This window comes from Pontibacter pamirensis (genome assembly GCF_010015475.1).
Taxonomy (GTDB): domain Bacteria; phylum Bacteroidota; class Bacteroidia; order Cytophagales; family Hymenobacteraceae; genus Pontibacter; species Pontibacter pamirensis.
Genome location: NZ_SSNI01000037.1, coordinates 11691 through 26396, shown reverse-complemented (window position 1 = coordinate 26396; position 14706 = coordinate 11691). Strand labels below are relative to the sequence as shown.

Genomic DNA, 14706 nt, shown 5'->3' with positions numbered 1-14706 from the left:
GCAACCTTTGAAAAGAATTAAAGGCATTTGTATTCTACCACTACTGCTGATGCTCCTGCTCACCTCAGGCTGCAGCGTTACAAAGGTGGTACCCGAAGGTAAAGCCCTGTTCTGGGAATATGATGTAAAGGTAAAAGGTGAAAACGACAGCAGTGACCGCTCCGCAGAACTGGAGACTACCCTAAGTCAGATTGTAAGGCCGGATCCCAATGCCTCTATTCTTGGGCTTCGCCCAAAGCTTGCCATCTACAACGCCTTCTACACCGAAAAAGAAAAAGGTGTGAAGCACTGGATCATGACAACTCTTGGGGAGCCACCAGTGCTGTACACTGAGCTGGATACCGGAACAGTAAGCGAGCTCATGAGCAACTACCTGCACAACAAAGGCTACTTTAACAACACAGTGGGCAGCACCACCACTATAGAAAATCAAAAAGCTGCCGTAAGCTGGACGGCCAAGGTAGGCGAACCGTACCGTTACCGTAAAATAGCCTATATCCTGAATGATTCGTTGCCCGTTTACCAAGACATTGAGCAAACAATAGACGAGTCGCTGTTAGAAACAGGAGAGACTTACGGCCTTGAAACGATGACTGCGGAGCGACTCCGAATCGCAGGCATTCTCAAGAACGAAGGCTACTACTTCTTTGGCCCCGAGCTGCTCATTTTCAGTGCCGATACAACTGTAGGAGAAGCTGGAGAAAGGCTGGTGGATGTACTGTTACGCGTAAAAAACGCAGCCTCTCCCAAGGCCCTTCGGCAATATACGCTGGATGATATATACATTTTTGCTAACTACTCCCTCGGAGATAGCTTAGCCCTTAACGACACTATTAACTATAGAGGCTACCATTACATACCAAACGAAAACTATGTGCAGGCAAAGCATTTGCTTCGTAGCGTTTTTCTGGAGCACGACAGCCTTTATACACGCGAAGAGCACCTGCTCACAACGAAGCGTTTGGCAGCGTTCCCGGCCTATAAATTTGTTAACATAGATTATAAGGTAGACACAGTAAACAACGACGCCCTTGATGCTTTTATATATCTCACACCTGCCCTGAAAAAGTCTTTGCGGGCTGAGGCGCAGATGGTAAACAAATCGAACGGCTTTGCCGGCCCCGGTCTGAATATCTCTTTCCGTAACAGAAACACTTTTAGAGGCTCTGAACTGCTGAATCTGGAGCTTTCAGGCACATTTGAGTCTTTTGTAGGAGGCAGGGGCACAGGTGAGGCGCCTGAAGGCGTTGAACAGGTAGGCAATCAGAATCTCACCTCATACGAGATCAGTGCCAGAGCCTCGCTCACCTTCCCGCGCATTTTATCACCATTCAATATAAGAAACCTACGGACAGAGTTTGCACCACAAACGCGTATAGGCGCTGGGTTTAGCTTACTAAACCGCGTGGGCTTTTTCCGGATGAACTCCTACAGTGCCACATACGGCTATACATATCGGCCTACACAGACACTGACATTTGATGTGACTCCAATCAACCTGCAGTATGTGCAACTGAGTAACACCACAGATGCTTTTGAAACTTATTTAGAGCGCAACCCATTCCTTCAACGCAGTTTTGAGAATCAGTTTATCATCGGCTCTATTTACCAGCTCACCTATAGCACGCAGGTGTTTGAAGACAGAACACACCAGTTCTTCGACAGGGTTATTCTGGATTTATCCGGAAACTCCCTTAATGCCTTTCAATCTCTTACTGGCTTTCCTCCGCCAACTCCCGATGAGCCTCGCACCATTGCAGGAAGCCAATTCTCACAGTACGTACTGCTTGACAATGACTTCAGGCATTATTTGAATATTGGGAAAGAGAGCCAACTGGTAACGCGCCTGGTGGCGGGAGCGGGCTATGCCTACGGTAACTCCACCACCCTGCCCTATGTAAAACAATTCTCTGTTGGCGGACCTAACAGTATACGTGCTTTCAGAGCCCGCAGCATAGGCCCCGGCACTTTCAGAGACGAGAATGCAGCCTCCTCCTTCTCCTTCTTCGACCAGGTCGGTGACATCAGGCTGGTTGGTAACCTCGAATATCGGTTTCCGATTGCAGGCTTTTTTAAAGGTGCGGTATTTGTGGACGCAGGTAATATCTGGACGTTTCAGGAGGAGTTTAACGACGCCGGAGAACTTTTACGAGAAGGTGGAGTTTTCGACGCTAATAACTTCGTAAATGAACTGGCAGTAGGTACTGGATTTGGGTTACGGATAGACATTGAGTTCTTCGTGATCCGCCTGGACCTGGGTATACCTGTGCGCGTACCCTACCTGCCCCAGGGCGAACGCTTCGTGCTCAATGAATTTAATGGCAGTTTTAGCGGCGAAAACAGCATGGTGCTGAACATAGCAATCGGCTACCCGTTCTAATTTAATTATGAATGACTGAATAATTGGCTTCTGAATAAACTGGGAGAACGACTTTTTATGGAAAGGGAAAATTCTTCGTTGCCATTCTTCAAGAATTCAGTTATTCAGTATTTAATTATTTATAATTGCTTAGACATTTCACTATCAATGCAAGCCACAATTTCCTGCCATTGCTGTGGCTCAAACCAGGTATACTCTTCCGGGTGCTTCGTAAACCAGGTGAGCTGGCGCTTAGCATAGCGGCGGCTGTTGCGCTTTAGCAGGCGCACCGCTTCCTCCCAATCATACTTGCCCTCCAGGAAATCGAATATCTCTTTGTAGCCTACGGTTTGCAGGGCATTGTGCGCCCGGTAAGGGTATAAGGCTTTTGCCTCTTGCAGCAAACCCTGCTGCAGCATCAGGTCCATGCGTTGGTTTATGCGTTGATACAGCTCGCTGCGGTTCCGGTTTAAGCCTATTTTTATGCTATTAAATGGGCGCTCCAGCTTCTCACTTCTGCGAAAGGAGGAATAAGGGAACCCGCTGGTTAGGCACACTTCTACCGCACGGATTACCCGCTGCGGATTGGCCTTGTCGACCTGGGCAAAGTAAATGGGGTCCAGTTCCTGCATTTTATCAAGCAGCGGCTGCAGCCCCTCCTCCTCATATTGCCGGCTTAGTGCCTCGCGCACGGCAGGGTCAGCATCCGGCATTTCATCCATACCTTCCAGTACCGCCCGCACGTAAAGGCCTGAGCCGCCAGTCAGGATAACGACATTGTGCTGTTGGAAAAGTCTCTCCAGCAGCGCCAGCACATCCTGCCCGAAGGCACCGGCATTATACTCATCGGCTATACTATGCGAATCTACAAAATGGTGTGGCACCCCCTGTTGATCCTCTTGCGTTGGTTTGGCAGTACCGATGCTCATCTCCCGGAATAGCTGGCGGGAATCAGCCGAGATAATTTCAGTATGGTAATGCTTTGCCAACTGTACGCAAAGGTCAGTTTTACCTACAGCCGTTGGCCCCACCACCACTACCAAATGTTTCTGCATGTTCATGTTTGCCATTTTCTCTTAGATGCATAAGCCTGTATTTCGACCGTCGACAGTTCTATGCAATTCTACTTACGTGTTATTGCACTAGACTTCCGCTGACGCAGTCGCCATTCTTTGAGCTGATTGTATGCGTAAAAAGTACTTTTAATCGAAACAAATGACTTAAATTTGGCTACAAACGGCATTTACAGCTTAACTATAATGTTTATATGCTGCAACAATAGCCTTAGAAGCAAATTTTTGCTAATTTATCGCTTATTTCATAAATAGTACAAATAAGCGGTTACCGGCGCAACAAACACAGTACGTATTTTACCATTAGTTTAAGACAGCATGCCCTTATTACCAGACCAGAAAACAGGCGCCACTCCTACCCAAAACGCAAATGATTTGCTTCATGTACTGGAGCAACTTACCGAGCCAACGCACGGCTTAGCCGTAGCACAGCCCGATGGCAGTATACTGGTGGTTAATGCGCAGGTCAAAAACATCGCGGGCAATAGCTTAAACGGCCACGGCAATACTGCTTATAACCTGCAGGACTTATTACACCTGACACAAGAGGACTATGACATGATGCTGGAAAGCCTGATGCAGCAACGCTCTTTTTCAGGAAAGATACAGCACACACCTACCCCAACATACCCTGCCTTTACCTATTATGCACGCCTGATGCATTACCAGGAGGAAGATTTTGTGTATGTGGAACTGGCCTTGATAACGCAGCCTGCTGAATTTGTTTCGGATGATAGTTACCACCTTGTTTTTGATGGCAGCACGGAGCCCCTTTTCCTACTCGACAGCGCGGGTTGCTTTATTGATGTCAATCAGAATGCGCTCAACCTCTTACAGCAGGAAAAAGAAGCCCTGATTGGCAAATCCCTTTCCAACTGCTTTGAGCTGAACCTGTTTGAACGCGTAGCCCTGAAGAAACAAGTACAGATGGCCCTGCAGGGAGCAAAACAGAAGTTTGAATGGTGGCTTCATGAGACCGATAATGACCTGCTTCCTGTAGAGATAACACTACAGAAAGGCATGTTCCAAAGCCAGGAAGTAGTTTATGGTGCGGTAAAAAATCTGAACGAGGTGATTGTCTCGGAGCAGGATATCCGTTTCCGTAACCATCAGCTGGAATTTTTAAACCAGTTGATCACAAACCTCTCTTCCTCCGATAGCCAGTATGAAGTGCTTCATAATACGCTGAATGAGCTTTTAGAGAAAAGTGATGCATCCGGCGGCTGTGTGTTTACCTGTGTGCCTGATGAGGGAAAATTCACACTGTCGTATTCTGCCGGAGAATTGGGCAGCCACACCTTACCAGATGAACTGGTAGTAGACCAAGCGCTCATGAGCCAGTTGCTGACAAAAGACAAACCTAAAGCACTGGCAAGCCTGCAGGAGCACCTGAAAACAGCGATGCAGCGCCAGATTACCCTGGTTCCCATTACAACAGAGAAGGAAGTACTGGCGCTTATACTTGTGTGGACAGGCGATCAGCACCGGATGACACCTTCTTTTGTGGCCTTGCTTGATTTTATAGGTACTGCCATCGGCCAATATATTGCCCGTCACCAGTTAGAGGAGCAACTTACGTACAGTGAAGATAAGTACAGGCTCTTGTTTGAATCGTCTTACGATGCTATACTGCTGTTCAAAAACGGGGTAGTGGTGGAATGCAACGAGAAAGCCATTGAGTTTTTCCGCTGCACCCGCGAAGATTTGATCGGGCACAGCCCTACCGCTTTTTCTCCGGAACTGCAGCCGGACGGCACCAACTCCGCTCAGAAAGCTGAAAGACTGATGCAGGAGGTACTCTCAACGGGCAAGCCTATAACATTTGAGTGGAAAAACCGTCGCAAAGATGGCACCCTTCTGGATACGGAAATAAGTGTCAGCAGGCTTCTCTTAAACGGGGAATATTATCTTCAGGCTTTCAAGCGAGACATCACGCAGCGCAAACAAGCCCAGCTGGCCAAGCGGCGGGAAGAGGTGCTGCGGGAGTCGATGGACCAGTTCCGTAACTTCCTGGATAAAGTTAACCTCATCTACTATAGCCTCGATAACAACGGCAACATTGCCTTTACTAACAACTATTTCCTGAAGTATGTAGAGTACTCACACGAGGAGCTAATAGGCAAAAGCTTTTTCGATATTCTGGTGCCGGAGCATGAAAGAGCACAACGGCTACAGGACCACTTCAACAGGCTCGAAACAAAGCAACTGAATTCTTACTACGAACGCGACATCATTACAAAATCCGGGCAGCTGAAGACGCTGCGCTGGAACAGCATGTTCGAGTACAATCAGGAGGGCAAGGTAACGGGCGTGACCAGTGTCGGGAAGGACATGACAGATAAGCGTATTGCGATGGAGGCCCTGAAGGACAATAAAATCCGGTTACAGGACCTGTTCGATAACGCGCATGACCTTATCCAGAATATCTCTGTCGACAACAAGTTCATTTTTGTAAATAAAGCCTGGAAAGACCGCCTCGGCTATACCGATGAGGATATTGAGTCGCTCACGCTGAACGACATTGTACACCCCTACTACAAGGCCAAGCTCATTTATCAGCTGCGCAACCTATACAAAGGTGAGAATGTTAATAAAATTGAAACCGTATTCCTGACGAAGGCCGGAAAGCCCGTTCACCTCATCGGCAGTATTACCTGCAGCTGGCAGGACGGGCGGCCTGTGGCTACGCGCGCTATCCTGCACGATATCACCGACCGCATTAAAGCGGAGCGGCTGCAGAAGGTGTACTATAGTATCGCCAACCTTGCCATCAGCAGCAAAGACCTGAACTCGCTCTACTCGGCCATTCACCGGGAACTGAGTAAGATCATAGAAACACGCAATATCAGCATTGCGCTGGTAGAACACGAGCAGAAATACCTCAACTTTGTTTACCTCGTAGACCAGTACATTGATAAAGCCGAAAGGCCACATCTGGGGCGGCCTTTCTCCACCGGCTTATCAGAATACATCATCCAGACGGGCAAGCCGCTTTACATGCAGAAGCAGGCGCTGCTGGACCTGGAGGTGCGGGAAAACCTGACGCTGTTCGGGGCCACACCTGAGGTAATCCTCTGCTCGCCACTGGCCATCGGTGACCGCATCATCGGAGTGATTATGCTCCAGGATTATCAGAATGCGGATGCGTATGTGCCGACAGATATCGAGATTCTGCACTTCATATCAAACCAGGTGGCCCTGGCAATCGAACGCAAGCGAAACGAGGAGCAGATAAACAACCAGAACGCCAGGTTAAATGCCATCTTCGAAAGTGGTACGCACCATATGTGGTCGATGAACCGCCATTATGAGCTGACATCCTTTAATCGCAACTTCGCAGATAGCTTCGAAAGCCGCAGTGGACAGGTATTGCAGCCTTACACGCGCATCGATGATAGCTCTATTGTAGCTGTGCATGAGAGCACCTATGAATTCTGGGTAGAAAAGTATAAGCAGGTGTTTCATGGGCATCCCCAGCACTTCGAAGTATACATAAAGCCAACCGGCATCTGGCGCGAAGTGTTCCTGAGCCCGATCTACCTGCCGGATGGCACCTTTGAAGAGATCTCCGGCATGGCCCTTGACATGACAGACAAGAAAATGGCGCAGCTGGCACTCGCAAACAACGAGAAGAAGTTCCGCCGTATTTTTGAGTCGTTCCAGGACGTTTATTACCGTATTTCTTTGGAAGGTGTCATCGAACTGGTGAGTCCTTCTATTGCACAGTTGCTGGGGTATACCGAAGAAGAGGTGTTGCAAAAGAAAATAATTAACTTCTTCGCCAATTTAAAGGACCTGGCACGTTTGCGCCATCGTGTGCTGGAGGAGCAGAGCTTCCGTGACATGGAGGTAGAACTGATTTGCAAAGACGGAGAACTTAAAACTGTGCTTATTGACTCACGCCTTACCTATAATGAGCACGGAAAGCCAACTGCACTTGAAGGGGTAGCCCGCGACGTGTCGGAGCTAAAGCGTACGCAGAAAGCCTTATTGAAGGCAAAAGAAGAAGCAGAGAACTTGCTAAAGGTGAAGACCCAGTTCCTTGCCAACATGAGCCATGAACTGCGCACGCCTATGAACGGTATCATCGGTATGATTGACCTGCTCAACCAGGTAAACACCGATCCGGAGCAAAGCGAGTACATCGACACCCTGCGCAAGTCTTCAGACGCCCTGCTGGCTATTCTGAACGATATCCTGGACCTGAGCAAGATACAGGCGGGCAAACTCGTAACACACGATAGCGGCGTAGACCTGCACGAGACGCTGGACAAAATCCATTCACTCTTTGTGAACAGGGCGCAGCAAAAGGACCTGAGCTTTAATTACACCATCAGCCCGGATACGCCAAGGTATGTTTATACAGATGAAACACGTCTGACGCAGATCCTTTCCAACCTTACATCCAACGCCATCAAATTTACAAATGCCGGCAATGTAAGTATCAGCGTGGATGCCGAGCAGCTCGACCAAACGTATTACAGGCTGCACGTGCGTGTAAAAGACTCCGGTATTGGCATTTCCCCGGAAGACCAGCAACTGCTGTTTAATGACTTTATGCAGCTCGACAATACCTCCACCAAAACCTTTGGAGGCACTGGCCTGGGCCTTGCCATTTCAAAACAACTGACGCACCTACTCGGCGGCGACATTGGGGTAGAATCTGAAGGCCAGGCTGGCAGTGTGTTCTGGTTTGATATTAAGGTGCGCCAGGCCAATGCAGCGGAGGTAAAAGAACAGCAGCAGCGCCAGCAGCTGAATGAAAGTGCTGAACCTAAAACCCTGAATAATCCTCCATTTGTATTGCTGGTGGATGACAACCAGATAAACCAGAGAGTGGCACAAAAGCTGCTGGAGCGATTGGGCTGTATTATCAATACCGCTTCTAACGGTTACGAAGCCATTGAAATGGCTACCAGCAACCATTACAATATCATCTTCATGGACATACAGATGCCCGAGATGGATGGTGTTACGGCTACCAGGATTATCAAGGAAAAGTTAGGCAAAGCCTGCCCCCCTATCGTAGCCATGACCGCGTACTCTATGAAAGACGACGCTGAGAAGTTCATGGGCCAGGGAATGGACGATTATGTTTCGAAACCGGTGAAGGGTGCCGACCTGCATGCCATCATCGTGAAATGGGAGCAACACGGCCGGTATGATCAGCAGAACACAGGGGCAGAACACGATGCTGCACCTGAGGAAGTGCCTGCAGTTGAGTCTATTATCGACTTAGAGGTGGTAGATCAGCTAAAACAGATTGGAGGGCCGGATTTTGTGCATCAATTGTACTCCGAATTCGAAGAAGAGGCTGCCTTACTGCTCGACGAGGTCAAAAAAGACCTGGAGTCACAACATTACAATGGTATTTTAAGTACATTGCATCAACTGAAGGGCACTGGCTTCACACTAGGTATTGTTTTGCTCGCTGAAGTTGCCAAGCAACTGGAGCATGACATTAAACAAAACCATTTGGAGCATATAGATGAAAATTTCTCCAAATTGCAGTCTCATTACGAAAACTATAGAAAATTATATAAAGAAATTATACTCTGTTAGCACATGGCTGAAAGCAAGACTATTTTGATCGCTGAGGATAGCTCCGTCATTCTCAACCTGACAAAAAAGATATTGGAACTCCAAAAATATAAAATCCTGACTGCCAAAAACGGTGGTGAGGTAATTAAACAAGTGGAGAACAACAAGATCGATGCAATTCTGATGGACCTGAACATCCCCGTGAAGAGCGGTATGGATTGTACCCGCGAAATCCGTGCACATGAGAACAAGGAGATTGCCAATATCCCAATTATAGCGGTTACAGGTAATGCCAACAACTACAGCATGGAAGACTTCAAAGAAGCCGGCATCAACGACTACCTGCCGAAGCCGCTGGACTTTGATGCGTTGGTATTAACAGTAAAAAAACACACGGCACAGTAAATGGAGCTAAAGTACACGCGGCCATTCTTAAACAAGCTGGAGGATATTTTTGCAGAGTCTGACTTTGTGCTGCGCTACGAAAAAGGGAATTTTAAAGCAGGATACTGCTTATTGAAGGATATGAAAGTGGCTGTAGTAAACAAATACTATAGCCTTGAAGGCAAAGTGAATTGCCTTTACGATATCCTGCGTACTATTTCAGTAGATGAAAGCAGGCTAAGTGACAAGAACAAGCAGCTTTATCTCCAAATACGCAATCAGGAAAGCAACCTTTGAAAGTTACATTATTAGGTACAGGCACCTCGCAGGGCGTCCCCGTTATCGGGTGCACCTGCAAGGTCTGCCGTTCTGTAGACTACCGCGACAAGCGACTACGCGTGTCGGTGCACCTGCAGGTAGTTGATAAAAGTATCATCATTGACTCAGGCCCTGATTTCCGGGAGCAGGTACTGCGCGAGCGTATCAAATCGTTAGATGCTCTCGTCTTTACGCACGAGCATAAAGACCATACCGCCGGGCTTGATGATATTCGCGCCTTCAATTTTATGCAGCAGCGGGACATGCCGCTGTATGGCGAGGAGCGCGTGCTGAACCAGCTGAAGCAGGAGTTTGGCTATATTTTCTCCGGCATTAACTATCCGGGCATTCCGCAGGTGCAGCTACACCCTATCACCAACGAGCCATTTGAGGTAGAGGGAGTTCTCTTTACACCCATACAGGTGATGCACTACAGGCTGCCTGTTTTTGGTTACCGCATCGGCGACTTTTCCTATGTTACAGACGCCAACTATATCTCTGAAGAGGAAAAGGAGAAAATCAGAGGCTCCAGGGTGATTGTTTTAGATGCGCTTCGGATTGAAAAGCATATTTCCCATTTCTCCTTGCAGGAGGCTGTGGAGCTACTGGAGGAACTGCAGCCGGAGCGGGCTTACCTGACGCACATCAGTCACCTGATGGGGCTCCACCGCGAGGTAGAGCAGCAACTGCCAGAGTTTATCCGGTTAGGCTACGACGGTTTGCAGATAGAATTATAAGTGCATCAGAACTACTACTTTTTAAAGCAACTGACACAGGCGCTGCGCACCAGGCTCATCGGCATGCAGGCTGCCACGGCATTCAGCCAGAACAAAGATGAACTTGTCCTTGGTTTTACCCAGGCAAACCAGGAGTTCTACATCCGTGCTTTACTCACGTCTCATTTCGCCTCCCTCTCCTTCCCTACTGATTTTAGAAGAGCCCGTGCCAATACAGTAGAGCTGATGCAGCCCTTGCAGGGGCATACCGTAGAGGCCGTGGTGCAACACCTGAACGAACGCAGCTTTTGCCTGAAGCTTTCCGGTGGGCTGCTGTTACTGTTTAAGCTGTTCGGAAACCGGTCTAACATTATACTGTATCAGGATTCTGTGCCTCTGGAGCTGCTGCACAACAAGCTTAGCAGCGACGCAGACCTGGACCCGCTGCAAATGGACCGTCCCATGGCTCAGGACTACGAGGCCTTTGTCGCTGCCCAGGGAAATATCAGGAAAGTATACCCTACCTTCGGCGACATTCCTGCTGCCTATCTTGAGGAACGCAACTACAGCCAACTTCCGCTGGAGGCAAAGTGGGAACTGGTGCAGGACATGCTGGAGATGCTGGAAGCGCCCGCACAATATTATATTATCCGGTTGGCTGGCAAACTCCGTCTCTCTTTACTAACTATTGGAGAAATACTACATACATACGCAGACCCTTTAGAGACACTGAACAATTATACCCGCTTCTACTTATCCGAAACTGGTTTTGAGCGGCAGTATGAGCAGGCAAAGCAGCAATTGGAACGTAAACGGCACATAACACAAGCCGTGCTGGAGAAATCGGAGCAAAAGCTGCAGGAGCTGCGTCACGACAGGTCCTACTCCCAAACGGCAGACGTGCTGATGGCCAACCTTAGCAATATTCCGCCCCGTGCAACAGAGGTAGCGTTATACGATTTTTACACAGACCAGCAGCGTGTGTATCAGCTAAAGCAAAACGAGACACCGCAGAAGCAGGCGGAGCGCCTCTACCGCAAAGCAAAAAACCAGCACGTGGAGGTAAAGCAGCTGGAGCAGAAAACAGAGCGCAAATTAGAGGAGTTAATTGTACTGGAAGATGCCTTGCAAGCCCTGTCGGAAATGCAGGACAACAAGCAGCTCAAGAACTTCCTGCGCGACTATAGCCACTTGCTCTCCACAAAGCAGCAGGAGCAACAGGAGATTCCTTTCCGGGTGTTTGAATCAGAAGGGTATAAAATCCTGGTAGGCAAAAGCGCCAAAAACAACGACGTGCTCACGCAGCGTCATACCTACAAAGAAGATATCTGGATGCATGCCAAAGACGTTTCCGGCTCGCATGTGGTTGTGAAGCACCAGGCTGGGAAAACCATTCCCACCAGCGTTCTGGAAAAAGCCGCGCAGCTGGCAGCCTACTATAGCAAACGCAAAAACGACTCCCTCTGCCCCGTTATGTATACCCCTAAGAAGTGGGTTCGCAAGCCTAAAGGCTCGGCTCCCGGCGCCGTGGTGGTAGAGCGTGAAAAAGTGCTGCTGGTGAAGCCGGAAAATCCGTTTGCCAGCCTGCCGTAATAGCTTTATGTTACTGACTTCAGAAGAAAATAGAAGGACTTATAAACACAAAAAGCAGCGAAAGCTGCTTTTTGTGTTTAACTGATAGAGGTTATCAGTTTTGAAAAGTGCGCGCGGGGAGATTCGAACTCCCACACCCGAAGGCACCACCCCCTCAAGATGGCGTGTCTACCAGTTTCACCACGTGCGCAGGTAAAATGTGGTTGCAAAAGTAAAGAGGGTTGCGGACATTTGCAAAGCTGAATCTACAAAAACTAATAAATACTTTATAATTCAGCTTAAATTGCATTATAACAGAACTTTAAATCAGCATCTGTGTTTAAATTTAAACAGACACCCTGATGAAGAAGCCATAGCTTTGGAGTCGGGGAAGCTGGTTAGGTATTGCTTTTGTTAGTTTAGGACTATAAAGTATTTATACCGAACTTAATACTGGTGCGGCATATTGTGGCGCATTAATTTGGTGGTTTATTCGTACGAGAAAGCATATGAGCATCGAGATAAGTGGGTTAACGAAAGCATTCGGGAAAAAGCATGTTTTAAAAGAGCTTCATCTAAGTATAGAAAAAGGCCAGTGCTATTGCCTGCTCGGCAAAAACGGTGTTGGCAAGAGTACTTTACTAAATTGCATCCTGGACCTGATGAAGCCAGATGCAGGCACCATTTCTTTATTCGACAAAAACTACAAACACCACCCACTCGAGTTAAAGCAGAACCTTGGAGCGCTCTGCGAAGACAATCCTTTAATTGAAGAATTCACAGGATTAGAGTACCTAAACTTTGTAGCAAAGCTCTACCGCCTCTCCTCTAAAGAGGCAGCAGAACGTATCTCCAGCCTCACAAATTACTTTTTCACAGACAAAAATTCACTGTACAAGAATATTGCCGGCTACTCCACAGGCATGAAGAAGAAGGTGGGCATTGCTGCTGCTATCCTGCACAAACCGCAGGTGCTCATCCTGGACGAACCTTTTACGGGCCTCGACCCTATCGCAGCCCAACTACTGGTAAACCTGATCCGCAGCTACCGCAACATGAACCGCATTATCCTGATATCCTCACACGACCTGAACTATGTGGAGAGAGTGGCCTCCCATATCGGTGTTCTCAACGATGGCCTGCTCATGTATAATGGCTCGGTGCAGGAATTTACCATGAACGGTGCCAATTTGATAGACCAAGCCCTGTTCCAGTTACTGCTGCCGCACCACAACGCTGACACGAACATGGATTGGATGTTTAACTGAGGCGATGCCGATGGATTTAATACTTTTCTCCTGCCGCGCAAGAATTGATGGTTTTTTCAGACAGAAACCAAAGCAGCGGGGACTTTTGCTTGGTTTAGGCATTTTGTTAGCTGGTATTTACAGTTTGATGTTTTCTTATCTGCTGCAGCAGGCCCAGGAAGGCGGCACCATACGCCAAAGCCCAGAACAAGTGCTGGAGTATGCTAACCTGTTTCTGCTGGTCATCATTATCCTACGGGGCTTCTTCCCGGCGTATGTGCCCAAGTCGGGGGTTATACAGCGCATATACCCTATTCCGCCGCTACAGAAATTTTGGACGGAACTGGCAGTAGAACTGGTTTCACCTTTTTACTTTATAGCACTTAACTTCCTGATATTCCTGTTCCTGATGGCACCGGCCTATGACTTTGTGCATCTCCTGCAGAGTCTACTGGTCATGCTGACAGCTCACGTCACCCTCCGCTCGCTGCAGGTGTTTGTGGAGCGCAGAATACGCTGGACCCACAGCTACTTTTTTATGGCTGCAGTAATGGCGGCTGCTTTTGTGGCGCTACAGGTGCGGGTACCCATGTTCAGGCCCACTTCATACTGGCTGATGCTGGTGGTACATGCTGCGGCACTTGGCTTCTTTATCACGGCCAGTTATTTCTTAGAGCATGCCGCAGCAGATGCCCGTCATAAGGTAGTAAACGACAGCAGCAATGCCCGCCGTAGCCTCGGATGGCGCCTCTTTAAGAACCACAAGATGGCCAGGCAGATGCTTATTTTTGGAATGGTGTTCAAGGCCCTCATTTTAGCAGTTGATGCAGTGTCTTACCTAAAAAAGGGAAATCACATCTTTGACGATATACTGTCGCTGTGGATTTTTGTGGGGCCGTTGGTGATATTCTCTTATGTGTTCAACAACGTGTGGGGCTTTTACCGCAACCTGTGGTTAACGATTGAGCGCAGCAGCGGCAGTTATAAAGATTTCATCAAAGCAAGCCTGCTACCGCTGCGTGTGCCCCTGCTAATGGATGCTGTGCTGACGTTTATGTATGTCACCTTCTTTAACCATGAGAATGCGCTGTTCATCGTGCTAATGTATGTTGCTTCTATTCTGGTGCTGACGCCCCTCGGCATTATCGCCTCTATTGTGAGTCCGATAGCTGTGAAAGGGGGCATGTTCAGTTTCAGTACAAAAACCTCTTACCTGTTCAATTTCATTGCGATTTTTTTGTTCAGCATGCTGTTTCTGCCCCGCATACACCCGCTGCTGTACCTGCTCTATCCATTGCTGATAGGCGGTGCGATGTTTGCCTTGGTTGCCGTACTGAAGGAATATTCCACTTACAAGCACAAACTCTTCGAAACCTTATATAAGACCGAAGCTTAGCCGCTTAAAATTTTGTTTTAAATGTTTTACTGACAGCTGTACACCCTGTTGCTATAAACAAAAAGCCCCGGCTTCTGAGGCCGGGGCTTTTTGTAATTCT

General features: G+C 48.2%; 9 protein-coding genes and 1 tRNA gene. 8 read left to right on the top strand and 2 right to left on the bottom strand.

Annotated elements, in window-relative coordinates:
• Nucleotides 1-7 precede the first annotated feature (7 nt).
• On the top strand, nucleotides 8-2380 hold the full coding sequence (gene tamL / locus E1919_RS21880) for a translocation and assembly module lipoprotein TamL (protein ID WP_237144753.1): 2373 nt from the start codon (nucleotides 8-10) through the stop codon (nucleotides 2378-2380).
• A gap of 119 nt (nucleotides 2381-2499) precedes the next feature.
• Here the strand turns inward: tamL and miaA are convergent, their stop codons facing one another.
• On the bottom strand, nucleotides 2500-3420 hold the full coding sequence (gene miaA, locus E1919_RS21875; protein WP_394351805.1) for a tRNA (adenosine(37)-N6)-dimethylallyltransferase MiaA: 921 nt from the start codon (nucleotides 3418-3420) through the stop codon (nucleotides 2500-2502).
• Nucleotides 3421-3750: 330 nt separating this feature from the next.
• Here miaA and E1919_RS21870 point away from each other — a divergent pair, with 330 nt between their 5' ends.
• Genes E1919_RS21870 through E1919_RS21850 form a run of 5 tightly spaced genes read left to right on the top strand, consistent with a single transcriptional unit; the run spans nucleotide 3751 to nucleotide 11984 of the window.
• Nucleotides 3751-8994 carry a PAS domain S-box protein gene (locus E1919_RS21870; protein WP_162055546.1) on the top strand — a complete coding sequence of 1748 codons (5244 nt, stop codon included), beginning with the start codon at nucleotides 3751-3753 and terminating at the stop codon, nucleotides 8992-8994.
• 3 nt (nucleotides 8995-8997) lie between these two features.
• Complete coding sequence (locus tag E1919_RS21865; protein ID WP_115564937.1) at nucleotides 8998-9378, top strand: response regulator; 381 nt, start codon at nucleotides 8998-9000, stop codon at nucleotides 9376-9378.
• A complete protein-coding gene (locus E1919_RS21860; RefSeq protein ID WP_115564936.1) occupies nucleotides 9379-9654 on the top strand; it encodes a hypothetical protein in 276 nt (91 codons plus the stop codon).
• Nucleotides 9651-10412 (top strand): MBL fold metallo-hydrolase, encoded by a 762-nt coding sequence (locus tag E1919_RS21855; protein ID WP_162055545.1) that lies wholly within the window; start codon nucleotides 9651-9653, stop codon nucleotides 10410-10412. The genes E1919_RS21860 and E1919_RS21855 overlap by 4 nt, the downstream gene beginning before the upstream one ends.
• Nucleotides 10413-11984: an NFACT RNA binding domain-containing protein gene (locus E1919_RS21850; RefSeq protein WP_162055544.1), complete on the top strand. Its 1572-nt coding sequence runs from the start codon at nucleotides 10413-10415 to the stop codon at nucleotides 11982-11984. It begins immediately after the preceding gene.
• Nucleotides 11985-12092: 108 nt separating this feature from the next.
• Here E1919_RS21850 and E1919_RS21845 read toward each other — a convergent pair.
• A tRNA-Leu gene (locus E1919_RS21845) sits at nucleotides 12093-12174 on the bottom strand.
• A 298-nt stretch (nucleotides 12175-12472) separates the two neighbouring features.
• Here E1919_RS21845 and E1919_RS21840 point away from each other — a divergent pair.
• Both E1919_RS21840 and E1919_RS21835 read left to right on the top strand, forming a co-directional pair.
• Nucleotides 12473-13231, top strand: a complete 759-nt coding sequence (locus E1919_RS21840) for an ABC transporter ATP-binding protein (RefSeq protein WP_162055543.1) — start codon at nucleotides 12473-12475, stop codon at nucleotides 13229-13231.
• Nucleotides 13232-13241: 10 nt separating this feature from the next.
• Nucleotides 13242-14606, top strand: coding sequence for a hypothetical protein (locus E1919_RS21835; RefSeq protein ID WP_162055542.1), 1365 nt, complete (start codon nucleotides 13242-13244; stop codon nucleotides 14604-14606).
• Nucleotides 14607-14706: the final 100 nt, after the last annotated feature.